Source organism: Thermus scotoductus DSM 8553 (genome assembly GCF_000381045.1).
GTDB lineage: Bacteria > Deinococcota > Deinococci > Deinococcales > Thermaceae > Thermus > Thermus scotoductus.
Genome location: NZ_KB905729.1, coordinates 73,484 through 96,038 on the forward strand (window position 1 = coordinate 73,484; position 22,555 = coordinate 96,038).

At 65.3% G+C, this 22,555-nt stretch carries 19 protein-coding genes; 9 read left to right on the top strand and 10 right to left on the bottom strand.

Going from position 1 to position 22,555, the window contains the following annotated elements; all coding sequences use genetic code 11:
- The 6 genes from F604_RS0100460 to gcvPB all read left to right on the top strand — a co-directional run bounded on the left by F604_RS0100460 (position 1) and on the right by gcvPB (position 7,394).
- Positions 1–945, top strand: coding sequence for a DNA double-strand break repair nuclease NurA (locus F604_RS0100460; RefSeq protein ID WP_019549952.1), 945 nt, complete (start codon positions 1–3; stop codon positions 943–945).
- The gene (locus F604_RS0100465) at positions 945–2,678 is read left to right on the top strand and encodes an ATP-binding protein (protein ID WP_019549953.1); all 1,734 of its coding nucleotides are present in this window, start codon (positions 945–947) and stop codon (positions 2,676–2,678) included. The genes F604_RS0100460 and F604_RS0100465 overlap by 1 nt, the downstream gene beginning before the upstream one ends.
- Before the next feature lie 406 nt (positions 2,679–3,084).
- The gene (gene gcvT, locus F604_RS0100470; RefSeq protein WP_019549954.1) at positions 3,085–4,134 is read left to right on the top strand and encodes a glycine cleavage system aminomethyltransferase GcvT; all 1,050 of its coding nucleotides are present in this window, start codon (positions 3,085–3,087) and stop codon (positions 4,132–4,134) included.
- An 18-nt stretch (positions 4,135–4,152) separates the two neighbouring features.
- Positions 4,153–4,539, top strand: a complete 387-nt coding sequence (gene gcvH / locus F604_RS0100475) for a glycine cleavage system protein GcvH (RefSeq protein WP_015716597.1) — start codon at positions 4,153–4,155, stop codon at positions 4,537–4,539.
- Between the two features lie 117 nt (positions 4,540–4,656).
- Positions 4,657–5,973, top strand: a complete 1,317-nt coding sequence (gene gcvPA / locus F604_RS0100480) for an aminomethyl-transferring glycine dehydrogenase subunit GcvPA (RefSeq protein ID WP_019549955.1) — start codon at positions 4,657–4,659, stop codon at positions 5,971–5,973.
- Complete coding sequence (gene gcvPB / locus F604_RS0100485) at positions 5,970–7,394, top strand: aminomethyl-transferring glycine dehydrogenase subunit GcvPB (protein ID WP_019549956.1); 1,425 nt, start codon at positions 5,970–5,972, stop codon at positions 7,392–7,394. Before gcvPA ends, gcvPB begins: the two co-directional genes overlap by 4 nt.
- A gap of 72 nt (positions 7,395–7,466) precedes the next feature.
- On the opposite strand, the gene ribF is transcribed toward gcvPB, so the two are convergent.
- Together ribF and F604_RS0100495 are read right to left on the bottom strand one after the other, a co-directional pair.
- Positions 7,467–8,351, bottom strand: a complete 885-nt coding sequence (gene ribF, locus F604_RS0100490) for a riboflavin biosynthesis protein RibF (RefSeq protein WP_019549957.1) — start codon at positions 8,349–8,351, stop codon at positions 7,467–7,469.
- On the bottom strand, positions 8,329–8,817 hold the full coding sequence (locus F604_RS0100495) for an NUDIX hydrolase (protein WP_019549958.1): 489 nt from the start codon (positions 8,815–8,817) through the stop codon (positions 8,329–8,331). The genes ribF and F604_RS0100495 overlap by 23 nt, the downstream gene beginning before the upstream one ends.
- Positions 8,818–9,103: 286 nt before the next feature.
- Between F604_RS0100495 and F604_RS0100500 the strand changes: the two genes are divergently transcribed.
- Positions 9,104–9,604: a 2'-5' RNA ligase family protein gene (locus F604_RS0100500; RefSeq protein ID WP_026328884.1), complete on the top strand. Its 501-nt coding sequence runs from the start codon at positions 9,104–9,106 to the stop codon at positions 9,602–9,604.
- Positions 9,605–9,607: 3 nt separating this feature from the next.
- Here the strand turns inward: F604_RS0100500 and rpoD are convergent, their stop codons facing one another.
- Both rpoD and F604_RS0100510 read right to left on the bottom strand, forming a co-directional pair.
- On the bottom strand, positions 9,608–11,074 hold the full coding sequence (gene rpoD / locus F604_RS0100505; RefSeq protein ID WP_019549960.1) for an RNA polymerase sigma factor RpoD: 1,467 nt from the start codon (positions 11,072–11,074) through the stop codon (positions 9,608–9,610).
- A gap of 24 nt (positions 11,075–11,098) precedes the next feature.
- Positions 11,099–12,286, bottom strand: a complete 1,188-nt coding sequence (locus F604_RS0100510; RefSeq protein ID WP_019549961.1) for a class I SAM-dependent methyltransferase — start codon at positions 12,284–12,286, stop codon at positions 11,099–11,101.
- An 88-nt stretch (positions 12,287–12,374) separates the two neighbouring features.
- Between F604_RS0100510 and F604_RS0100515 the strand changes: the two genes are divergently transcribed.
- Positions 12,375–13,592 carry an aspartate kinase gene (locus tag F604_RS0100515; protein ID WP_015716613.1) on the top strand — a complete coding sequence of 406 codons (1,218 nt, stop codon included), beginning with the start codon at positions 12,375–12,377 and terminating at the stop codon, positions 13,590–13,592.
- Complete coding sequence (locus F604_RS0100520; RefSeq protein ID WP_019549962.1) at positions 13,592–13,783, top strand: hypothetical protein; 192 nt, start codon at positions 13,592–13,594, stop codon at positions 13,781–13,783. The genes F604_RS0100515 and F604_RS0100520 overlap by 1 nt, the downstream gene beginning before the upstream one ends.
- Positions 13,784–13,823: 40 nt before the next feature.
- Here the strand turns inward: F604_RS0100520 and F604_RS0100525 are convergent, their stop codons facing one another.
- From F604_RS0100525 to F604_RS0100550, 6 genes are read right to left on the bottom strand one after another with little or no spacing between them, the layout of a single operon-like run.
- Complete coding sequence (locus tag F604_RS0100525; protein ID WP_019549963.1) at positions 13,824–14,807, bottom strand: malate dehydrogenase; 984 nt, start codon at positions 14,805–14,807, stop codon at positions 13,824–13,826.
- A gap of 39 nt (positions 14,808–14,846) precedes the next feature.
- Positions 14,847–16,577 (bottom strand): DNA primase, encoded by a 1,731-nt coding sequence (gene dnaG, locus F604_RS0100530; protein WP_019549964.1) that lies wholly within the window; start codon positions 16,575–16,577, stop codon positions 14,847–14,849.
- Positions 16,556–19,183 carry an adenylate cyclase gene (locus F604_RS0100535; protein ID WP_019549965.1) on the bottom strand — a complete coding sequence of 876 codons (2,628 nt, stop codon included), beginning with the start codon at positions 19,181–19,183 and terminating at the stop codon, positions 16,556–16,558. The genes dnaG and F604_RS0100535 overlap by 22 nt, the downstream gene beginning before the upstream one ends.
- A gap of 1 nt (position 19,184) precedes the next feature.
- Positions 19,185–19,637: a hypothetical protein gene (locus tag F604_RS0100540; RefSeq protein ID WP_019549966.1), complete on the bottom strand. Its 453-nt coding sequence runs from the start codon at positions 19,635–19,637 to the stop codon at positions 19,185–19,187.
- A 9-nt stretch (positions 19,638–19,646) separates the two neighbouring features.
- Positions 19,647–21,884, bottom strand: a complete 2,238-nt coding sequence (locus tag F604_RS0100545) for a DEAD/DEAH box helicase (protein ID WP_019549967.1) — start codon at positions 21,882–21,884, stop codon at positions 19,647–19,649.
- Positions 21,885–21,915: 31 nt separating this feature from the next.
- Positions 21,916–22,539: a GNAT family N-acetyltransferase gene (locus tag F604_RS0100550; RefSeq protein ID WP_019549968.1), complete on the bottom strand. Its 624-nt coding sequence runs from the start codon at positions 22,537–22,539 to the stop codon at positions 21,916–21,918.
- Between the last annotated feature and the right edge of the window lie 16 nt (positions 22,540–22,555).

A 22,555-nucleotide genomic window follows, 5' to 3' on the forward strand; every position in this document is an offset into this window, starting at 1 on the left:
ATGGCCTGGCGGCTTTACTCCCTGGATCTTTCCCGCCTCGAGGGCACGGCAGGGGAAGTTCTTTCTGGGGCCCCGGAAGGCGCTGAGGAGGGCTACCCTGCCAGCTTCCAGCCCCTGGAGGAGCCATGGGAGGCCAGAAGGGCTGATCCCGTGCCCTGGCCCGAGCCCCTTTACTTCGTGGACGGCCGGGAACGCGGGGAGGCGGTGCTTTCCGACGGGAGGAGGCTTGCCCTCTTGGGGTGCGTGGCCGCCGGTGCCGTGGTTTATCAGCAAGGGAATATGCGCCTGCTGGAAACCAGGGTGCGCCGGGTGGGGGTGGGGTTGGAGGAGGCCTTGCGCCTGGGGGAGCTGGTGTACGAACCCCTGCCCCTCGAGGGCCCTCCAAGCCCGGGGGACGTCCTCACGGCCCTTCAGGAGGGTTTGCGGAAGGCCAGGACCCTTTTGGAGGAAAAGCTGGCCGGGGCCCTCGCGGGAGGCCTTCTCGTGGTGGACGGTCCCGTGCGCTTAAGGCGGCAGGGCCCGGTTTTGGGGTACATCAAGACCCACTGGGCCCGTTACCTCCCCGAGGACCGGGAAGCCCTCCTCTCCACCCTGAAGCCCGGGGAGCGCACCCCCATGTTCAGGGTGCGCCGGAAGGGGCAGGAACTGGCCAGCTGGTACCTGCGCCTGCCCCTGCCCCCGGAGGGGGTGCGCCCGCCGGAAAGCGGGCTTCTGCGGGTGGAAACCCCGCTACAAGGGGATTTCGGCGCCCTGGCGGACCTGTCCTTAAGCCTCTTTCCCGCCTTGGCCTCCCACCCGGTGAAGGACCCCAGGGCCCCGCAAAACCTTCTGCCCGTTGGGGGGCTTGAGCGGGAGCTTTCCCGCAGGATGGGGAGCCGCGAGGTGGTGGCCCGCATCCTTGCCCGGCACCAGGATAGCCTGTCGGCGGATCAGGGAGGTGGTTGATGGAGCGCATCGGGGTGGTGTTGGGCAGGCGGGAGGCCACCCCCCTGGAGTTCTGGGTGGGGGTGGAGGGGGAGGGCCTTCTGCGCCTGGACGACCTGGTGGTGGTGGAGGGGTTTCACCCCAAGGTAGGCAAGGTGCGCTACTTCGGCATGGTGGACCTGGTGGCCAAGGCCCACGAGGGGGAAAGCTTTGACACGGATGTCTTCTTGGCGGTGCAGGGGAAGATCCCCGTGAGCCTGGCCTACGTAGCCCATGTGAGCGTGACCCGTATCGTGCCCGAGGAGTTTTTCCCCCCCGATCCCGGCTCCGCTGTGTACCTGGCCCGGGAGGAGGACCTGGAGCTTGCCCTTTACTACGACGCCATGAAAAACCAAAGGGGAAGCACCAAGCTTCCTGCGGGGTTTTTAAAGAGCGGGGAGGTGGCCTACCTGAACCTGGAGTTCCTGAACGGGGTGAAGGGGGGGCACGTGAACATCTCGGGCATCAGCGGGGTGGCGGCCAAGACCAGCTACGCCACCTTCCTCCTGAAAAGCCTTTTGGAAAGCGAGGTCCTCGAGGAGGCCCACCAGGCCCGGGTGCTCCTCTTCAACGTGAAGGGGGAGGACCTCCTCTTCCTGGACAAGCCGAACCTAAGGCTTTCCGAGGAGGCCAAGGAGGAGTACCGCCGCCTGGGCCTTCCCCCCACCCCCTTTGGAAGCGTGCGCTTCCTGGCCCCGCCCAAGAAGGGAGAGGAGGGGATTCTCCCCGATGTGGAAACCCGCCTGGAGGGGGTGAAGGCTTACCATTGGGACCTGGTGCAGTTTGCCCAGAAAGGGCTTCTCCCCTTCCTCTTCACCGACAAGGGGGCCCTCACCAACCTGGGCTTCCTGGTGGCCCACGTGACGGAGAAGCTGAGGCGGCTTGCGGAGGGGCAGAAGGGGCCCCACCTCCTGGTGGCGGACTGGCCCGGAGGGGAGCTTCCGGAGGACATCACCTTTGACGACCTGGGCAGGGTGCGGTTGAAAAGCTTCTCCGACCTGGTGCGCTACCTGGAGTACAAGCTTTTGGGCCCCGAAACGGGGGAAGGGGAGGGGGACCGGACCTGGGTCGCCCGCCAGGCCCGCCCTACCCTCGAGGCCTTTGTCCGGCGCCTCCGTTCAAGCGTGGAGAACGTGGGCCACCTAATCCGGGGAGACCGCAAGGGCAACCCCCCGGACCCCCTCTCGGGAAGCCACCAGGTGCACGTGGTGGACCTGGCCAAACTCTCCCCCCAGGGCCAGATGTTCGTGGTGGGGAGCCTTCTTTCCGACCTCTTCGCCAAAAAGGAGCGGGGCCAGTACCGGGGCCGGGTTTTTGTGGTGCTGGACGAGCTCAACAAGTACGCTCCCCGGGACGAGGAAAGCCCCATCAAGGACGTGCTCTTGGACATCGCCGAACGGGGCCGCTCCCTAGGGGTGATCCTCATCGGGGCCCAGCAGACCGCCAGCGAGGTGGAGCGAAGGGTGGTGGGCAACGCCGCCATCCGGGTGGTGGGAAGGCTGGATGCCGCCGAGGCCGAGCGGCCCGAGTACCGCTACCTTCCCACCTCCTTCCGCCAGCGGGCCCTGATCCTGCCCCAGGGGATGGTGATCCTGCACCAACCGGAGATCCCCGTGCCCCTATTGGTGCGCTTTCCCTTCCCGGCCTGGGCCACCAAGCGGGAGGAGGTCCTCGAGGACAACTCCGCCGAGGCCTTGAGGAGGGAGTTCTTTTAGAGAAAAGAGGGGGCGTGGGGGAGCTATAATCCCCCGGTTTCCAAGATAGCCCTACAGGCTGACCAAACCGGGGATACATGGGTCAGCGGTCACGCAAAGCGTACCTTGCAGCTACATGCGACCGAAGGGAGCTTAGCTCCCCCACGTCCACCACAGGTGGACACGGATTTGGTACAATGTTCTTGGGGACAAAGTTCCCCGTGGACCTTGAAACTTGGAGTAGGGGGTTCCATCGGGTAGTCCGATGGGTAAAACTCCAAACGAACACCCGTGGCAGAGCCAGAAGCATTGCGCTCGCCTGCCGATACGGAGTCAAGGTTTTTCTGGGCCCGGACGGGGCCTTCGGGGGAAACCCCGAGAAGCCCCGGACTTTAGTCCGGGGAGTCGTCACTAGGATGGGGCTGCCATGAAGCGGACACCCCTTTATGAAGCCCATCTGCGCCACGGGGGGCGCATGGTGGAGTTTGCCGGCTATGCCCTTCCCCTGCAGTACACCTCCATCCTCGAGGAGCACCTGGCGGTGCGCCGGGGGGCTGGGGTTTTCGACGTGAGCCACATGGGGGAGTTCCTCATCCGGGGCAGGGAGGCCCTGGCCTTCCTCCAGTGGGCCACGGCCAATGACGCCGCCAAGCTAAAAGTGGGCCGGGCCCAGTACTCCATGCTCCCCAACGCCCGAGGGGGGGTGGTGGACGACATCTACCTGTACCGGCTCGGCGAGGAGGAGTACCTCATGGTGGTGAACGCCGCCAACATCGCCAAGGACTTCGCCCACCTTAAGGAGCTCTCCCGGGGCTTTGCCGTGGAACTCACCGACCTCTCCGAGGAAACCGCCCTCCTGGCCCTGCAGGGTCCCAAGGCGGCTTCCCTCCTCCAGGGCTTGACCGACGCCGACCTTTCCCAAAGGAAAAGGAACGACGTGTTCAGCGCCCGGGTGGCGGGCCGGCCCGCCCGCCTGGCCCGCACCGGGTACACGGGGGAGGATGGCTTTGAGCTCTTTCTGGCTCCCGAAGATGCCGAGGCGGTCTTTGAAGCCCTTTTGGAGGCGGGAGCGACCCCGGCGGGCCTGGGAGCCCGGGACACCCTGAGGCTGGAGGCGGGGTTTCCCCTTTACGGCCACGAGCTTACCGACGACACCAACCCCCTTTGCACCCCCTGGGCCTGGGTGGTGAAGAAGGAGAAGGATTTCCACGGCAAGGAGGCGATGCTGGCCACGCCGTGCGCTGAGAAACTCGTCGGCCTGGTGCTGGAGGCGGGGATTCCCCGGGAGGGGTATAGGGTATACTCCGGCGACCGGGCGGTGGGCTGGGTGACCAGCGGGGGTTATTCTCCCCTCTTGGAAAAGGGCATCGCCCTGGCCTACGTGGAGAAGGAGGCGCAGGAGCCCTTCTTTGTGGAGGTTCGGGGGCGCAAGGCGGGGGCTTCCCTTAGCCCATTGCCCTTTGTGCCGCTAAAATAGCGGGGGTTAGGAGGCGCTATGGACATACCCAAGGACCGCTTTTACACCAAGACCCACGAGTGGGCCCTGCCCGAAGGGGACACGGTTTTGGTGGGCATCACCGACTACGCCCAGGATGCCTTAGGGGACGTGGTGTACGTGGAGTTACCCGAGGTGGGGCGCAAGGTGGAGAAGGGCGAGGCGGTGGCCGTGGTGGAGAGCGTGAAGACCGCCTCCGACATCTATGCCCCAGTATCGGGCGAGGTGGTAGAGGTGAACACCGCTTTGGAGAAGACCCCGGAGCTCATCAACCAGGACCCCTATGGGGAGGGCTGGATCTTCCGCATCCGCCCCTTGGACATGGGGCACCTGGATGACCTGCTGGATGCCGCTGGCTACCAGGAGGTCTTGGAGAGCGAAGGGTAAGGCGGCTGGTATGGCGAGATCTGGGCTTTGGGGTGCCCGGATGTCCTTAGCCGGGCGGCAGAGCCCTTCTGTGGCCCCGGGTCAAATGGCCCGGGGGTTTTGTTTAAGGATGATCCTATGGACTACACGCCCCATACCGAGGAAGAGATCCAGGCCATGCTGGAACGGGTGGGGGCCGGAAGCCTCGAGGACCTTTACCGGCACCTGCCAAAGGAGGTTTTAAACCCCGAGATTGCCCTGCCCGAGCCCTTGCCGGAGTGGGCGGTGCTGGAGGAGCTCAAGCGGCTTGCGGGGAAAAACCAACCGGCCTTTAAGGCCTTTTTGGGGGGTGGGGTTCGTAGTCACCACACCCCGCCCGTGGTCCAGGCCCTGGCGAGCCGGGGGGAGTTTTTGACCGCCTACACCCCCTACCAGCCGGAGGTGAGCCAGGGGGTTTTGCAGGCTACCTTTGAGTACCAGACCATGGTGGCGGAGCTTGCGGGCCTCGAGGTGGCCAACGCTTCCATGTACGATGGGGCTACTGCCCTGGCGGAGGGGGTTCTTCTGGCCCTCAGGGAAACGGGAAGGATGCGGGTCCTGGTCTCCCAGGGGGTGCACCCCGAGTACCGGGAGGTGCTTAGGAGCTATCTGGAGGCGGTGGGGGCGGAGCTTCTCACCCTACCCTTGGAAAGGGGCCGTACCCCTATAAGGGAGATACCCGAGGGCACGGGGGCGGTGGTGGCGCAAAACCCCAACTACCTGGGGGCTTTGGAGGACCTGGCCCCCCTGGCCGAGGCCGCCCACAGGGCGGGGGCGCTTTTCGTGGCGGTGGCCGATCCCCTTTCCCTGGGGGTCCTGGAACCCCCCGGGGCCTACGGGGCGGACATCGCCGTGGGGGATGGACAGGTGCTGGGGCTTCCCATGGGCTTCGGCGGGCCCCACTTCGGGTACCTGGCTACCCGGAAGGCCTTCGTGCGCCAGATGCCCGGGCGGTTGGTCTCGGAAACCGTGGACGCCGAGGGAAAGCGGGGCTACATCCTCACCCTCCAGGCCCGGGAGCAGTACATCCGCCGGGCCAAGGCCAAGAGCAACATCACCACCAACGCCCAGCTCACCGCCCTCATGGGGGCCATGTACCTGGCGGCCTTGGGGCCTTTGGGGCTTAAGGAGGTGGCCCTGAAAAGCGTGGCCATGGCCCACCGCCTCTGGGAGCTTCTTTTGGAGATCCCGGGGGTGGAGCCCTTCACCCCAAAGCCCTTCTTCAACGAGTTTGTTCTCAGGCTTCCCAAGGAACCTGAGGCGGTGCGGGAAGCCTTGGCGGCAAGGGGCTTCCATGCCGCCACCCCGGTGCCGAAGGAGTACGGGGAGAACCTCGCCCTTTTTGCTGCCACGGAGCTCCACCGGGAGGAGGACCTTTTGGCCCTACAAGCGGCCATGCGGGAGGTGTTGGCATGAGCTACCCCTTGATCTTTGAGCGAAGCCGCCCGGGAAGGCGGGGCCTTAAGCTGGTGGAAGTAGTCCTTGAGGCCAGCCGGTATATCCCGGAAAAGTTTCTACGGAAGAACCCCCCAAGGCTTCCCGAGGTGGACGAGCTCACCCTGGTGCGCCACTACACCGGACTTTCCCGCCGCCAAGTGGGGGTGGACACCACCTTCTACCCCTTGGGTAGCTGCACCATGAAGTACAACCCCAAGTTGCACGAGGAGGCGGCGCGGCTCTTCGCTGACCTTCATCCCTACCAGGACCCCAGGACCGTCCAGGGGGCCTTGGAGCTCATGTGGCAGCTTTCCGAGTACTTGAAGGCCCTAACCGGCATGGACGCCATCACCTTGGAGCCTGCCGCCGGGGCCCACGGGGAGCTTACCGGGATCCTCATCATCCGCGCCTACCACCAGGACCGGGGGGAGGGGAAGGTGAGGCGGGTGGTGCTGGTGCCGGATTCCGCCCACGGCTCCAACCCCGCCACCGCCAGCATGGCGGGCTACCAGGTGAGGGAGGTTCCCTCGGGGCCGGATGGGGAGGTGGACCTCGAGGCCCTGAAGCGGGAGCTTGGTTCCCATGTGGCCGCCATCATGCTGACCAATCCCAACACCCTGGGCCTTTTTGAGCGGCGCATCCTGGAGATCTCCCGCTTAAGCAAGGAGGCCGGGGTGCAGCTTTACTACGACGGGGCCAACCTGAACGCCATCATGGGCTGGGCCCGGCCTGGGGACATGGGCTTTGACGTGGTGCACCTGAACCTGCACAAGACCTTCACCGTGCCCCACGGAGGAGGCGGCCCCGGCTCCGGCCCCGTGGGGGTGAAGGCCCACCTGGCCCCTTACCTCCCGGTGCCCACGGTGGAGAAGGGGGAGGAGGGATTCTACCTGAACTTTGACCTCCCCAAGAGCATCGGCCGGGTGCGGAGCTTTTACGGGAACTTCTTGGCCTTGGTAAGGGCCTGGGCCTACATCCGCACCCTGGGGCTAAAGGGCCTCAAGAAGGCCGCTGCCCTATCCGTGCTTAACGCCCGCTACCTGAAGGAGCTCCTTAAGGAAAAGGGTTACCGCATCCCCTACGATGGGCCTTGCATGCACGAGTTCGTGGCCCAGCCTCCCCAGGGCTTCCGCACCCTGGACCTGGCCAAGGGGCTTTTGGAGATGGGTTTCCACCCGCCCACGGTGTACTTCCCCCTAATCGTCAAGGAGGCCATGATGGTGGAGCCCACGGAAACCGAGGCCAAGGAGACCCTCGAGGCCTTCGCTGAGGCGTTAGGGGAGCTTTTGCAAAAGCCCAAGGAGTGGTTGGAGGGGGCTCCCTACACCACCCCGGTCCGGCGGCTGGACGAGGTCCGGGCCAACAAGTACCCCAAGCTCACCTTTTTCGACCGGGAGTAGGAAGGAAGAAAGGGAGGGGCGCTGGGCCGCCTACCGGGGCTCCCAGCCTGGCGAAGCCAGGCTGGGGTGGTATTAGAGCCCAAAGTAAGCCCGCGCCAGGGCTACATCCTTGGCGATCTGGGCCTGGAGCTCCTCGAGGCTCGCAAAACGCCTTTCTTCCCGGAGGCGCTTCAGAAAGACCAGGCGCATCTCCTCGCCGTAAAGGTCGCCGGCGAAACCCAAAAGGTGAACTTCCAGCCGCCTTTCCGAGCCGTTTACCGTGGGCCTCGTGCCCACGTTGGCCACTCCCTTGTACCGGCCAAAAGCCCCCTGGGCCTCCACGGCGAATACCCCTGGAGGGAGGACCTTATTTGGGTGAACGGCCAGGTTGGCGGTGGGGAAGCCCAGTTTCCTCCCTAGCTTCTCCCCCTCCACCACCACCCCGTAGGCCCCGTAGGGCCGGCCCAGGAGGTGGCGGGCCTCCTCCACCCGGCCCTCCTGTAACAGGGCGCGGATGCGGCTACTTTTCACCGGTTCCCCTCCCAGGGTCAAAAGGGGAACGGTACGCACAGGGGCCACCTGGGCCAGGTCCTCTGGACCCCCGCTCCGGCCCCTGCCGAAGCGGAAATCCTCCCCCACGTAGATGCGGCTGGCTCCAAGCTTCCTCAGATCCTCCAAAAACTCCTCCGCCTTCCTCTTCGCAAAGGTTTCGTTAAAGGCCACCGCCAGGATGAGCTCCACCCCCAGGGCCCTCAGGGCCTCCACCTTCTCCGTAAGGTCCATCAGGAACCCTTCCCCCCGGGTAAAGACCTTGGTGGGGGGGTCAAAGGTGTAGACCAGAAGGGGCTGGTGGAGGCTCTTGGCCTCGGCCAGGGCTTGGTGCAGAAGGTACTGGTGGCCAAGGTGCACCCCATCAAAGGAGCCCACCGCCACCACCTTGGCCCCCTTGGGAACGTCAGCGACTTCGGAGAAAAGCATGGTAGTAGAGAACCCCCACAAGGCCCGTGGCCGAGAACTCCAGCTCCCCTTCTTGGTGCATCCGGAGGGCTTTTTCCGGTTCCAACCAGACTACCTGGATATCCTCGTCGTCATCCGGGGTGGCCGGTACTTCCCGTAGATTCTCTGCCAGGAAGACGTGGGTTTTCTCGTCGGTGAAGCCGGGGGAGACGTAGTAGCTGAAAAGGTAGGTGAGGTCTCCCGCAAGGCCTGTTTCCTCGGCCAGCTCCCGCTTTGCCGCCTCCAGGGGGTCCTCCCCGGGCTCGATGAGGCCGGCCGGGATCTCTAAGGGGGCCAGGCCTACGGCAGGCCTAGGCTGGCGCACGAAGAGCATCTTCCCATCCCTTAGGGCGATGATGGCCACCGCCGGTTTGTGTTCCACGATCTCGTAGGGGCCTTGCAAGGCTAGGTTCAGGATGCGGCCCCGGTACAGGTAAGTGCGGCTCACGTACCCATGTTAAGACCAAAAGCCCCGGGGCAGGGGGCCCCGGGGTTGCCCGCCGCTGGTTACTGGAGCGCGTTCAGCGTGGCCAGGAGGACGGCACGGGTATAGGTGGGGTTATGCACACCTTTGGAACCGTCGTTATCCAGCAGCAGGTAGTTCCAGCTGGCCCGTACGATGGGGTCTTTGGTGGCGAAGGGGCCAGTCTACACCCCCATCATGGCTTAAGTCAAAGGATAGGATGTCCCGGTGAAGGCGGAGGTGGGGGGGCGTTGTGGGTATACTGGGCGGCGTGTACGGGGTGCTGGTGTGGCCGCCGGAAGACCTTAAAGGTTTTCTGGAAAGGCTACAGGCCCAGTATGGGGTCAGGGGGTTTGGCCCCCCTCACCTCAACCTGCGCCAGCCCTTTGACTGGCCCTATGAGGAGGAGGCTTTGAAGATCGCCCTTGCGGGCATTCTCCGGGGGCATGTTCCCTTTCGTCTGCGCCTCGGGGGGTGGGGGTATTTCCCCCAGGGGGTGGTCTACCTGAGGGCCTACGGGGGCACCCCCTTCCGGCGGCTTTACCACGCCCTGGAGCCCTTGGCCCCGCCCCTTAAGGAGATCGAGGGTCCCAGCTACCTGCCCCACATCACCTTAGCCCTGGGGCTATCCGAGGAGGAGGCAAGGAGGCTGGCGCAGGAGCTTCCCGCTCCCCAAAGGCGCTCCTTCGTGGTGAGGGAAGTGGCCTTGGTGCGGGATGAAGACGAAGGCCACCTCGAGGAGGTGGCCCGGTTTCCCCTCGGTAGCTGCTAAGGGTTAGTCCAGGAAGTCCCGCAGTTTGCGGGTGCGGGACTCGTGGTACTTGAGCTTTCTTAGGGCCTTATTCTCAATCTGACGGATGCGCTCCCGGGTGACGCCGAAGTAGGCTCCCACCTCCTCGAGGGTGTGCTCCCGTCCATCAATCAGCCCTTTACGGAGTTTCAGCACCATGGCCTCGCGCTCGGAGAGCTTGGAGAGGGCCTTTTCCAGCTCCTCGGCCAGGAGGCTCTGGGCGGCGGCGTCCACGGGGGAGGGGAGGTGCTCGTCGGGGATGAAGTCTCCGTAGAAGCTGTCCTTTTCGTCCCCGATGGGGGTTTCCAGGGAAACCGGTTCCTGGGCGATCTTTAAGGTTTCCTCCACCCGCTTGGCGTCCCAGCCCGGGCCCATGGCCTCGGCGATCTCCTCGTAGGTGGGTTCCCGCCCCAGCTCCTGTTGCAGGGAGCGGGCGGTGCGGGAGAGCTTGTTGATGGTTTCCACCATGTGCACCGGGATGCGGATGGTGCGGGCTTGATCGGCGATGGCCCGGTTGATGGCCTGGCGGATCCACCAGGTGGCGTAGGTGGAGAACTTGAAGCGCCGTTTGTACTCAAACTTCTCCACGGCACGGATGAGACCCTGGTTGCCCTCCTGGATCAGATCCAGGAAGGAGAGCCCCCGGCCGGTGTACTTCTTGGCGATGGACACCACCAGCCTCAGGTTGGCCTCGATGAGGTGCTGGCGGGCGGCCTCGCCTTCGCGGGCGATGTGGAGGTAGCGCTTTAGTTCCTTGGGGAGGCTTTTGAGCTTTTGGTCGATTTCCTCCACCGTCTTGGGGTCCAGCTTCTCCTTCAGGCCCGGGATCTGGCTAATGCGGGCCGTGCCCAGGATCTTGGCCCGCACCACCTCCCGGATCAGGTCCTGGTCCAGCCCTGTGGCCTCGGAGAGCTTTTTGATGGCCTCCATCCCCTCTTCCACCTTCCTGGCCAGCTCGATCTCCTCCTCGAGGGTGAGAAGGGGAACCTGTCCGATCTCGTGCAGGTACTGGCGCACGGGATCGGAGGTGGAAACCTTGGGCAGGGCAAGCTCCTCCTCTTCCTCGAAGAGCTCCTCGCCCAGGTAGTCCGGGGAGGGACCTTCCTCGGGAAGGAGGAGGTCATCGGCTTCCAAGTAGCTCTCGTCCGCCATGGGATCTAAGGGCTCGTCCAGGAAGATCTCGGGGGCGAGGTCGGGCCCCTCTACCTCGAGGGGGGGTTCTTCCGGGGCCTCCAGGTAGCTTCCCTGGAGGGGATCCTGGGCCAGGGGTGCCATTTCCTCTTTAGCCTCCAGGGGGGCCGGTGGGGCCTTCTTCCGGTTTTTCGAGGTGGTTCCCCCGGAGCCCGCCTTGGGGGCTTTTTCCGTGGCGGTCATGGATTCTTGGGTCTGGAGGGCCATCCTTTCCTCTTCCCCGGCAGTAACCTGCTTCACCTTGTTCTTGGTCTTCTTCAACGCGGACCTCCCTCCTTGGGGTTGCTATCCCCGTCTGGCCTTCTCAGCGAAAAGCACCTTGTACTCCCTCACCAAAAGCGTCCTAAAAGCGCCAAAGCGCTCTTCCAGTAGGGGCTCGTACTTGAGAAAGGGGTTTGCCACCAGGAAAAACCCACCGCCCGGCTTCAGCCGGGCCGCCGCCGCTTCCACGAAGGCCTGGGCCACATCCAGGATGACCGCTCCCCCCACGTGAAAGGGGGGATTCGTAACTATGATGTCAAATGCTTCTTCCTCTGTCAAGCCGGGGGCTTGGTCCTGAGCCGGTCTGGATCCCCAACCTACTCCGCCTTCGGCTAAGGCCTCGTCCACGTCAGAGTGAAGCACTCGGGCGGCCAGGCGGTTTTCCTTTAGACTCCTTTCCAGGGAGAGGACCGACACCAGGTCGTCCTCGAGGGCCGTCACCTCCCCCCCCAGGCGGGCCAGGGGCAGGGTGAGGGCTCCGTAGCCTGCCCCCAGGTCCAGGATGCGCCTGCCGCGGATACCTTCCCGGCCTACCTCCCCCACCAGGGCTTCCAGGAGAAGCACCGAGGCCTTGTCCACCTTCCCCGCGGAAAAGACCCCCGGCAGGTGGAAGAAGGTGAAGGTCTCCCCCAAAAGCCTTGCCTGGAACGGGTGCCAGAGGGAGGGTAGAGGTGGGGCTTCCCGTTCCTTTTCCAGAAGGGCCACCCGCACTGGGCCTTCCCGCTTGAGGACCAGGCCGTACCCCAGAAGGGCCCGGGCTTCCTTGAAGTAGCGCTCAAAGCCCTTGTTCTTGTCCCCGGCCAGGTAGACCCGGCCCCCCATCCTCAAGGCCCGGGCGGCGGACACCAAGGTGGCCTCTACGTAAGCGGTGCCCCGGCCTGCGGGCAGGGCCAGGACCACCAGGTCGTAGGCGTTTTCCTCCGCTTCCCAAGGAGGGGCCAGGCGGGCCTTCAGGCCGCTGGACTGGAGGCAGCGGAAGGCGGCCCTCGAGGTTTCCAGCCTGTCCACCTCCATCCGGCCCTCCAGGGGCAGGCTGGCCAGACCCACCCCGGGGTTCAGGTCCAGGGCCCTCTGGCCGAAGGGGGCCACGGCAGCCTGTAGGGCCTCGTAAACCGGATCCCGGTACCCACGGGCCCCCGGCTTCACGTAAAGCACCCCCCCGGGCCGGGGCAGGGGGGTGAGGCGGTGGTACTCGGCTAGGGTCAGGCCCACATCGCTTTAGGATACGGGGCTTGGGGTGAAGGGGCAAATGTGATAATATTCCTTTTCAAGCCGCCCCTTGGGCGGAAAGGAGGCAAGCGTGTCCCTGGTCGTGCAAAAATATGGCGGCACCTCCGTGGGCGACCTGGAGCGCATCCACAAGGTGGCCCAGCGCATCGCCCACTACCGGGAGAAGGGGCATAGGCTGGCGGTGGTGGTTTCGGCCATGGGCCACACCACCGACGAGCTCATCGCTCTGGCCAAGCGGGTGAACCCGAGACCTCCCTTCCGGGAGCTGGACCTCCTCACCACCACAGGGGAGCAGGTTTCCGTGGCCCTCCTTTCCATGCAACTCTGGGCCATGGGCATCCCGGCCAGGGGCTTTGTGCAGCACCAGATCGGCATCGTCACGGATGGGCGCTTTGGCGATGCCCGTATCCTCGAGGTGAACCCAAACCGCATCCAGGAGGCCCTGGACCAGGGGTATGTGGCGGTGATCGCCGGCTTCATGGGCACCACCCCCGAGGGGGAGATCACCACCTTGGGCCGGGGGGGGTCCGACACCACCGCCGTGGCCATCGCCGCCGCCCTGGGGGCCAAGGAGTGCGAGATCTACACGGACACGGAAGGGGTTTACACCACGGACCCCCACCTGATTCCCGAGGCCCGGAAGCTTGAGGTGATCGGCTACGACCAGATGCTGGAGATGGCCGCCCTGGGGGCCAGGGTCCTCCACCCCCGGGCGGTGTACTATGCCAAGCGTTACGGGGTGGTGCTCCACGTGCGCTCCAGCTTTTCCTATAACCCCGGTACCCTGGTGAAGGAGGTCAACATGGAAATGGGCAAGGTGGTGACGGGTGCGGCCTTGGATCTGGACCACGCCCAGATCGGGCTTATCGGGATCCCCGACCAGCCGGGGATCGCCGCCAAGGTCTTCCAGGCCCTGGCCGAGCGGGGCATCGCCGTGGACATGATCATCCAGGGGGTTCCCGGGCACGATCCCTCCCGGCAGCAGATGGCCTTCACCGTGAAGAAGGATTTCGCCCAGGAGGCCCTCGAGGCCCTGGAACCCGTCTTGGCCGAGATCGGGGGCGAGGCCCTTCTGCGCCCCGATATCGCCAAGGTGTCCATCGTGGGGGTGGGGCTGGCCTCGGCCCCGGAGATCCCCGCCAGGATGTTCCAGGCGGTGGCCTCCACCGGGGCCAACATCGAGATGATCGCCACCAGCGAGGTGCGCATCTCCGTCATCATCCCCGCCCAGTACGCGGAGGCTGCTTTAAGGGCGGTGCACCAGGCCTTTGAGCTGGATAAACCCTGATGGAAAGGCTTTTCCTGTCCTGGGAATCGCTCCTTGGCCTGGTGCGCCAGGCGGGAGGGTTTCCCCTGGTGGCCACCCTGCACTTCAAGCCTAGTCGGAACCAGGTGCCGGACGAACCCGACGTGTACGCCGAGGCCACGGACGCTTGGGTGGTCTACCCCTGGGCTCCGGAGGTCTGGCTGAAAACTTGACCCCACCCTGGCGTCGGGCAAGGCGGGGTCTATTGGGGCTTTAAATAAGCCCTAGGGCCTTCACCTGTTCCATCTCGTCCAGAAGCTCCTTTGCGGTGATCTCCATCCGCTTCCTGGCGAACTCGTTGATCTCCAGGTCCTGGACGATCCGGTACTCCCCACCTCGGGCGGTGACGGGGAAGGAGTAGACAATCCCCTCGGGAACCCCGTAGGAACCATCCGAAGGAATGGCCATGGAAACCCAGTCCCCCTCGGGGGTGCCCAGGGCCCAGTCCCGGATGTGCTCTATGGCGGCGTTGGCGGCGCTGGCGGCGCTGGAGGCTCCCCGGGCCTGGATGATGGCCGCTCCCCTTTGGGCCACGGTGGGGATGAACTCCTTCTCGTACCACTCCATGTCCACCAGCTCCAAAGCGGGCTTCCCGTCCACCTCCGCATGGAAGAGGTCGGGGAACATGGTGGAGGAGTGGTTGCCCCACACGGCAATGCGGCGGATCCGGTCCACGGGAACCCCCGTCTTCTTGGAAAGCTGGGCCTTGGCCCGGTTGTGGTCCAGCCGGGTCATGGCGGTGAAGTTTTTGGGGTCAAGGCCCTCTGCGTTTTTGTAGGCGATGAGGGCATTGGTGTTGGCGGGATTGCCCACCACCAGGACCTTGACGTCCCGCTTGGCCACCTCGGCCAGGGCCCGGCCCTGTTCGGTGAAGATCTTGCCGTTCATCTCCAGGAGGTCGCGGCGCTCCATGCCCGCCTTCCTGGGGGCCGCCCCCACCAGAAGGGCATAGTCGGCGTCCTTAAAGGCCACCTTGGGGTCATCGGTGGCCACGATCCCCGCCAAAAGGGGGAAGGCACAGTCCTCGAGCTCCATGATGACGCCCTCCAGGGCTCTTTGGGCCTGGGGAATCTCCAGAAGCTGTAGGATCACGGGCTGGTCCTTTCCCAGCATCTCCCCTGCGGCGATGCGGAAAAGAAGGCTGTAACCGATCTGGCCGGCAGCGCCGGTGACCGCCACACGAACGGGGCTTTTCATCCTTTACCTCCTTGGGCCTAAGCCCGAAAGGATTTTACCTTAAAGCTTCCGGTAGATGCGCCGTTCCGCCTCTATGGCCTGGTCCAGTTCCTGGATTTCCCGCAAGATCTCCATGCTGGGGTTGCGGCTTAGCTCCTCCTTCAGTTTGGCCCGGCGCTCCAGGTAGTAGGCCTCCCGCAGGCGGGCCAGGGTTTTCTCCAGGATCTCGGGGAACCTGGGCTCGTCCACAGAGGGGACCAGCATCAACCTTTCCAGAAGGATGCCCCCCGCCTCCTTGCGGCTTAGCACCTGGCGCAGGTAGTCCCGGCGGGGTTCGCGGCTGGCCAGCTCCAGGAACTCGGAAAGTAAGGAGCCTTCCGGGGGCCAGACGTGAAGGGCCGTGTGGTGCACCCACTCGGCGAAGCGTTCCTCCGGCACGGAGAGGAGGAGGGCCATCACGTCCAGCTCCAGAAGGAGGACCCGGTTTTTGGGCTCGGCCTTGGGGGGTTGGGGGGGTGGACGCCGGCCCCGCTTGAGGCTGGCCAGGTAATCCTCCAGCTGGCGCAGGGAAAGGCCCAACCGCTCCACCACCAGGGCCTTAAGGCGGTCGGCCACCGGGTCGAAGGGCTCAGGGGAGAGCATCCTGGGGGTGAGGGCTTCCAGGACCTTCCGTTTGTGCTCGGGGCGGGTCAGGTCCAGGCCCCGGGTGGCCTCCTGGAAGCGGAACTCCACCTCGGGAAGGGCTTCCTCTAAGGCTTTCTGGAATAGGGCCGGGCCCTCGGGCAGAAGAAGGAGGTCGCCCGGGTCCTTGCTGGGCAGGCGCACCGCATAGAAGAGGAACTTCCGGGCCAAGGAGAGGTCCAGGCTTTGCAGGGTGGCCCTTTGCCCCGCCTCGTCGGCATCAAAGGCCAGGTAGACTTCCCGCACCTCCTGCATCTCCAGAAGACGGGCTTGCTCCTCGGAAAGCCCCGAGCCCAAGACCGCCACCGCCTCGGCAAAGCCCATCTGGTGCAGGGCGATGGCGTCGAAAAGTCCCTCCACCACGATGGCCCGTCCCTGGCGCAGCTTGGCCTTGGCCTCCGGGTAGGCGAAGAGCACCTCCCGCTTGCGGAAGAGGGGGGTTTCCGGGGAGTTCAGGTACTTGGGGGTTTCCTCCCCCAGGGCCCTTCCCGTGAAGGCCACGATCCGCCCCAGGTGGTCCCTGATGGGGAAGGTGATGCGGTGGCGAAAGCGGTCGTAGAAGCGCCCATCCTTTTCCGCCAGGACCCCGGCCTTCAGGCCCTCCTCCGGGCTGATGCCGTGGCGGGTCAGGTGGGTGAGGAGGCCATCCCCCTTGGCCGGGGCGTAGCCCAGGCCGAAGCGGGCGATGCTTTCCGGGGAAAGCCCCCGCCTTTGCAGGTACTCCTGGGCCTCGAGGGAAGCCTTGAGCCCCTCCAGGAAGTACTCCTGGGAGAGCTTGAGGACATCCAAAAGCTCGCGGCGTTTGGCGGGGGCACCCGCCTTAGGAATCTCCACCCCCGCTTCCTCCGCCAGGCGCTCCAGGGCCTGCATGAAGTCCAGGCCCTCGATCCTTTCCACGAAGGCGAAGAGGTCGCCTCCCGCCTTGCAGCCGAAGCAGTGGAAGAGCCCCTTCTCCTCATCCACGTAGAAGGAGGGGGTCTTCTCCTGGTGGAAGGGGCAGAGGCCCTTCCAGCGGCCGCGGCCAGCGGGTTTCAGGGCCACGTAGCGGGAAACCACCTCCTTTAGGGAGAGGCGGCGTTTGATGGCCTCTACCGCTTGTGCCGTGTCCATCCGACCCCCCGCTTACGCCATAGCCTTAGGACCCACCTTCCCAGGATACCGTACCCTCGGAGGTCGCCATCAGGCTCTTCGCCTGCCAAAACCGCCTGCCACACCCGCGTTAGGGGGACGGAAGGGGGGAAACCCAGGAGGTGTTCCACCTTTTCCCCCTGCTCCAGGAGGAGCTGGGCCCTAAGGAGCCTGGCTACCTCCAGGTGCACGGCGAACCCCGTGCGGTGTGTCTGGTAGAGGAGGTACTGGGAAAGCGTCTTGGCCTTGTTGGGAGACCTGGGCCAAAGGTAAAGGGCCAAGGAGGTCAGGGCCAGGTGGTAGACGTAAGGGTTGGAAAGCCGCCGGGCTTCCCGCAGGGCCTCCTTCAGGAGGGGCGTAGGGTCTTGTTCCTGGCTCACGCGGTAGTGGGCCAGGGCCAAGACTCCAAGGGCCTTGCCATCTGGGTGCAGGAGGGCTGTCTGGAAGAGGTCTTCCCGGAAACGCCCCCTTAGGGTCCAGGCGGAGAGGAGGGCGGCGGCCAGCCAGGGATGGGGCATCTGGCGGTGGGCGGCCTCGCCTTCCTCCAGGGCCTCAGGAAGGCGGCCGGTTTCCAGAAGGAGGCGAAGCCGGGTGGCTTGGAAGCGGGTTTCCGATTCCAGGTCCCCGGGTGGCTTCTCCTTTAGCAGGGCTTCCGCTTCGGCATAGCGGCCCAGGTCCATGAGGAGGCCGGCCTTCAGGCTTTGCCCGTGGAGCCTCAAGGAGGCGGGCACCAGGGGATGGAACTCGTTAAGGACCTCGAGGGCCTGCCGGGGCTGGAAGGCCCGCCACAAGGCCCCCCCCACCTGGAGGCGGGCCTGGGCTTCCTCCAGGGGGTAGGGCTTGAGGCCAGGGAGCAGGGGGAGGAGGTCCAGGGGGTTTTGGGCTTGGCGGAAGGACGCCAGGACGGGGTCTTGGGACCTGGGGCCTCCTTGGGCCTCCGGGGCCTGGCCCAAGGAGGCCTGGGCGTCCTGGAGTTCCTTCTGAAGGCTTGCCCGCCAGGAGGAGGGGGCGGCCTCGAGGGCCTCCTGGTAAAGGGGTATGGCCCTTTCCGGATGGCCCTGCCGCCAGGCCTTTTGGGCGAGGATCCTCAGAGCCTGGGCGGCCTCCCTTTTCTCTTGGACCCGCTTGAGGTGCTGGACCATGAGCCGGAAGTCTCCCTTATCCCGGTAAAACTGGGCGGCTGCCCGGTGCCAGGCCTTGGCCTGTTCCTCCGGCACCAGGGCCCGGGCCACTTGAAGGATTTCCGGGAGGGGCTTACCCTCCTGCAAAAGGCCTTCTTTCTCCAGGCGTCTGGTGGAGAAGGTTCCCATGAGCCGCTCTGCGATCCTGAGCAGCTCGGTCCGGCTTTGCTCCAAAGGAAGGGTGACCAGGGCTTCGTGCAACACCCCGAGGGCCAGAAGGGCTTGCCGTTCCGCTAGGGGAAGGGCATCCAGGGCGGGCTGCAATGCGAGAAGCGGGGGTGCCTTCAGGCCCTGGACCTCCAGGGTGGGTTGGAAGAGGGGCTTGCGGCTTTCCGCCAAAACCATCAGGTGAGGGAAGGAGTGCTGAAGGAGGGATTGCAGGATGCCATCGGGGGTATGGAGGTTTTTGGCCACCAGGAGAAGGGGGTGGGGCAGGTTTTCCAAAACCCTTTTCCAGGCCTCGTAGATGGCGGCCTCCAGGGCCTCGCGCTTCCAGGGGGGGCGGGCCTCGAGGCCCAGGCTGTACCGAAGGGCCACGGAAAGTTCTGGGGAAAGCTCCGCCAGGGCCAGAAAAGCCTCCACCTGGCCGAAGGTTCGTTCCACCGCCTGGCTTAGGGTGGAGCGCAAGGGGGTTTCCGGCCCCATGCGCTCCAGGACCACCACGGGGTGAGGGGCCAGCTCTATGAACCTATCCAGGATGAGGCTCTTTCCGCTTCCCGGTGGCCCCACCAGGTTGAGGCGGGCAGGAGGGCCCTGAAAGGTCTTCAGCAAGGTGTCCAGGAGGGCCTCGCCTTCCGGCCCCAGGTCCAGGCTCACGCTCCTTACCCGAAAAACCTCCACTGCCCCAAGCCCCTTGGCCTCCTTTAGGCCCAGGGGGTCCGCCGCCACCCCCGGGGCCAGGGCCAGGGTGGTGGGCTCGGTGAGCACTTCCTTGGGGTGGGCCAGTTTGCTGAGCCGCTCGGCCAGGACCACCGGCGGGCCTACCGCCGTGGGTTCCCCTGCCTGGCCGCTTCCTAAGGGGGCCCAAAGCACTTCCCCGCTGGCCACTCCGGCCCGGGCAGGAAGAGGTGAGGAGCCCACCATCTCCAAGGCGGCCTCCAGGGCCCGCCAGGGCTCCTTTCCCCGGGCCCTGGGGGCCCCGAAGAGGACCAGGATCCCATCCCCCAGGAAGCGGTGGACGAATCCTCCCTTAGCCCGGGCCACGCGGGCGGCCTCCTCGAGGGCCTCCTGAAGCTGCTGGTAGGCCACCTGGAGGCCGGCTTGGAAGTGCTGGCTGGAGTTCACCAGGTCGTAGAAGAGGACGCTCACATACCGCCTCTCCTCGGGCAGAAGAGCCCCCAACGCCCGGCCGCAGGCCATGCAGAACCGGGCCTCAGGAGGGTTTTTCTGCCCGCATTCGCAGCGCATCTCACTCCCGGAAGAGCATGAGGGGCGGCCAGAGGAGGACCTCGGCCCGTTTCGGCAGAGGGATATCGCTGTAAACCACCACCCGTAGGGGGCCCTCCAACAGGTAAAACCCTTCTCCCAAGGGGGTGGTTTCTCCTCCTATCCGGTAGCTGGCCCCTTCCCGCTCCACGAAGGCCTCCCTCCTTAACGGCTCGGCTTGGCGCACCATCCCGTGGAGGAGCACCGGCACTCCCCCCGTAGGGGCTGGGGGGGCTCCCCGGTCAAAGGCGTAGACGATCTGGCCTTGGACCAGGGCCTCCAACACGGGGCTTCCCCAGGGCTCGGGGAAGAGGTAGGCCTCTACCCTATAGGCGCGGAAGCGGTCAAGAAAGCTTTCGGGGCTTTCCTCAATGGAGCCTATCGGCTGACCAATGTGGCCTATGGGCTGGCCCTGGGTGGGGCCTTTGGGGTTCATGGGAAGAGTTTAATGCAGGGTCCTTTGGGGGAGGGAGAGGGTGAGGCTGGCCGCCAGCATAAGGGCGGCCTTTTTATCCAGGTATTGGTTGCCGTTGCCGCACTTGGGGGAGAGGATGCAGCGGGGGCATCCCTCCTCGCAGGGGCAGGCCTTGAGGAGTTCCAGGGCCGATCGCGCCCACTCGGGGAAGCGGCGGGCTGCCTGCCGGACGTAGCCCACGCCTCCTGGATAGCCGTCATAGATGAAGATGGTGGGGCCCCCTCCCGAAGGGAGGGGCCGGGGGTAGGAGGGGTAGGAGATCCCTCCGATGTCCTGCCGTTCCGCCAGGACAAAAAGGGGAAGAAGGCCGATGAGGGTGTGCTCCAGGGCGTGGATACCCCCGGGGATCTGCTGGAAAGGGATCACCAGGGGAGGGTGGAACCAAAGGGCCTCCGTGGGAAAGGAGATCTCGGGAAGCTCCAGGGGTACCTCCTCCAAGATGCTTCCCGTGAAGAAGCGTTTCTTGACATAGGCCACCACCCTCTCCCTTAGGACCACCTTGCCCACCCAGACCCCATGCCCCATGGCCTCCCCCGAGAGGACCTCGAGGTCGGTTTCCGCCCGGGGCTCGGTGTAGTGGTCCTCGAGGGCCGGCAAAAGCCAGATCTCCCGCCTCTCCGGGTCAATGTTGCGCACCAAAAAGCTCTCCCCCCCGTGAAGGTAAATAGCCCCGGGATGGGCCTCCCAGTAGGCCTGGCGTTCGTCCAGGTAGCCCAGCACCTCCCCGTCTGGCCCCTTCAGGGTGAAGGTGTTGCCCAGGCCCCTTAAGGTCAGGTCCCGGTGGGGGTGGCGCTTGGGGGTGTAGTAGCGGCCTTCCTTCTCCCGAAGCTCAGCCAGGGCCTCGGGGCAGGGGATAAAAGGCCCGGGGGATCCCGCTTGGCCAGGGTGGACTTCTTCCCGGGAAAGGGGCTTTTCCCAAGCGGCGGCGTGGAGGTGAAGGGGGCAGAGCACGGGGTTTTTCGGATCGGCCACCGCCACCTCGGGTGGCGTCCTTAGAAGGAGTTCGGGCCGGTGGAGGAAGTACTCGTCCAAGGGGTCCTCCCGGGGGATATAGACCACCAGGGCCCTTCGTCTACCCCTTCCCGCCCGGCCTGCCCGCTGCCAGAAGGCGGAGATGGACCCTGGGTAGCCCACTAGGACCACGGCGTCCAGTTCCCCGATGTCCACGCCCAGCTCCAGGGCGCTGGTGGAGACCAGGACCTGGACCTCCCCCGTCTTCAAGGCCTCCTCCAGGCGGCGCCTTTCCTTGGCGGTGTAGCCCGCCCGGTAGGGGCGCACCCTGGGATGGGCGGCGTAGCGGGCGATGAGCTCGGCGCTTTTCCGGGCGTTGGTGAAGATGAGCCCCCTTAGGCCCTCCTCCGCCAGGGTCCGGGCCAGGTAGGCGGCCTCGAGGAGAGGGCTCCTCCTCCTTTCCCCCTTGGCGTCTAAGGGCTTGGGAAGGAGCACCAGCACCTCCCGTTCCGAGCGGGCCACCTCCTCCCTGAGTTCCACGAAGGAAAGTCCAGTGAGGGCTTCCGCATGCTCCCTGGCGTTGCCGATGGTGGCGCTGGCGGCGATCACCTGGGGATTGGCCCCGTAGTGGCGGGCCAGGCGCAGGAGGCGGAAGAGGACCAAGGCCACGTGGGTGCCGAAGACTCCCCGGTAGGCGTGAAGCTCGTCCAGGACCAGGTAGCGGAGCCGGGATAGGAAGGAGGCAAACTCCCCGTGCCGGGGCAGGAGGCCGAAGTGGAGCATGTCCGGGTTGGAGAGGAGGACCAGGCCTTCCTGCTTTGCCTTCCGCCTGAGATCGGCGCGGGTGTCCCCGTCGTAGGGGTAAACCCCCTTGGCCCCTAAGGCCTCGGCCATGGCCTTAAGGCGCCTCAGCTGGTCGTGGGCCAGGGCCTTGGTGGGGAAGAGGAGGAGGCTGGTTCCTCCCTCCATGGCGGCCTTCAGCACGGGGACTTGGAAGGCCAGGCTTTTGCCTGCGGCGGTGGAGTAGGCCATGACCACGTTTTTCCCCTCCTCTATGGCCTTGAGGGCTTCCTTTTGGTGGGCGAAGGGTTTCAGGCCCAAGGCCTCGAGGACCCCGGCGAAGACCCCCTGGTAGGGGACCGTTTTGGGGGGAATCTGGGGAAGGGTCCTTGCGAAGACAATCCGGCCTCGGAACTCCGGATTCGCTTCTAACCAGTCCCGGTAGCTTTCCCATCCCCGTAAGGCCTCAGGCAGCACCCTTTCATTATGGCCTTTTTGGCTCTTTTCCCTAAAGCTCTTTGACCCAGACCTCGTGGATGACGGGGTGGCCGTGGTAGGGAGCCCAGAAGGGGCTGGCCCGCTTGGCATAGAGGCGGAAGCCCTGGCTCTGGTAGAGCCTACGGGCGGCGGTGTTGGCCCGGGTGGTGGAGAGCTGGACCCCCTTTACCCCTTTTTGCTTGAGACACTCCAGGAAGTCGGCAAGGAGAGCTTTTCCCAGACCCTTCCCTTGGGCTTTTGGGTCCACGGCGATGTGCAGGTGGGCGGGGTAGAGCCTCTTGGGGGCCTTGGGGCCTGGGAAGAGGACGAGCCTAAGAAGGTAGCGGAGGTGGGGGAGGGGTGGGCCGTAGCAGCCCAGGAGAAGCTTTAGGAGGAGAAGGGGCAGGCGGGGAAGGAGGTAGAGGGTGAGGGCCAGGTGGGAGCAGGAGCCCAGGATGTAGCCCAGGATCTCCCCATCCTCCTCCGCTACCCGGCAGCAACAGCCCCGCCGGAGGTAAGGGGCCACGAAGACCTCCCCCCAAAGCCTTTGGCTGGGAAAGACCCAGGGGCCTTTCCGGCCCAGGAGGAGGGTCTCATGGGAAAGCCGGGTGATGGCGGGGAGGTCCCTTTCCTCGGCGGGGCGGAGGAGGGCCACGGAACTACTCTAGCCT

Excerpts from the sequence above, each read along its gene's own strand:
- gcvH (WP_015716597.1), top strand. The coding sequence starts at position 4,153 with ATGGACATACCCAAGGACCGCTTTTACACCAAGACCCACGAGTGGGCC.
- F604_RS0100525 (WP_019549963.1), bottom strand. The coding sequence starts at position 14,807 with ATGAAAAGCCCCGTTCGTGTGGCGGTCACCGGCGCTGCCGGCCAGATC.
- dnaG (WP_019549964.1), bottom strand. The coding sequence starts at position 16,577 with ATGGACACGGCACAAGCGGTAGAGGCCATCAAACGCCGCCTCTCCCTA.
- gcvPA (WP_019549955.1), top strand. The coding sequence starts at position 4,657 with ATGGACTACACGCCCCATACCGAGGAAGAGATCCAGGCCATGCTGGAA.
- gcvT (WP_019549954.1), top strand. The coding sequence starts at position 3,085 with ATGAAGCGGACACCCCTTTATGAAGCCCATCTGCGCCACGGGGGGCGC.
- F604_RS0100535 (WP_019549965.1), bottom strand. The coding sequence starts at position 19,183 with ATGCGCTGCGAATGCGGGCAGAAAAACCCTCCTGAGGCCCGGTTCTGC.
- F604_RS0100460 (WP_019549952.1), top strand. The coding sequence starts at position 1 with ATGGCCTGGCGGCTTTACTCCCTGGATCTTTCCCGCCTCGAGGGCACG.
- ribF (WP_019549957.1), bottom strand. The coding sequence starts at position 8,351 with ATGCTTTTCTCCGAAGTCGCTGACGTTCCCAAGGGGGCCAAGGTGGTG.
- F604_RS0100540 (WP_019549966.1), bottom strand. The coding sequence starts at position 19,637 with ATGAACCCCAAAGGCCCCACCCAGGGCCAGCCCATAGGCCACATTGGT.
- gcvPB (WP_019549956.1), top strand. The coding sequence starts at position 5,970 with ATGAGCTACCCCTTGATCTTTGAGCGAAGCCGCCCGGGAAGGCGGGGC.
- F604_RS0100465 (WP_019549953.1), top strand. The coding sequence starts at position 945 with ATGGAGCGCATCGGGGTGGTGTTGGGCAGGCGGGAGGCCACCCCCCTG.
- F604_RS0100520 (WP_019549962.1), top strand. The coding sequence starts at position 13,592 with ATGGAAAGGCTTTTCCTGTCCTGGGAATCGCTCCTTGGCCTGGTGCGC.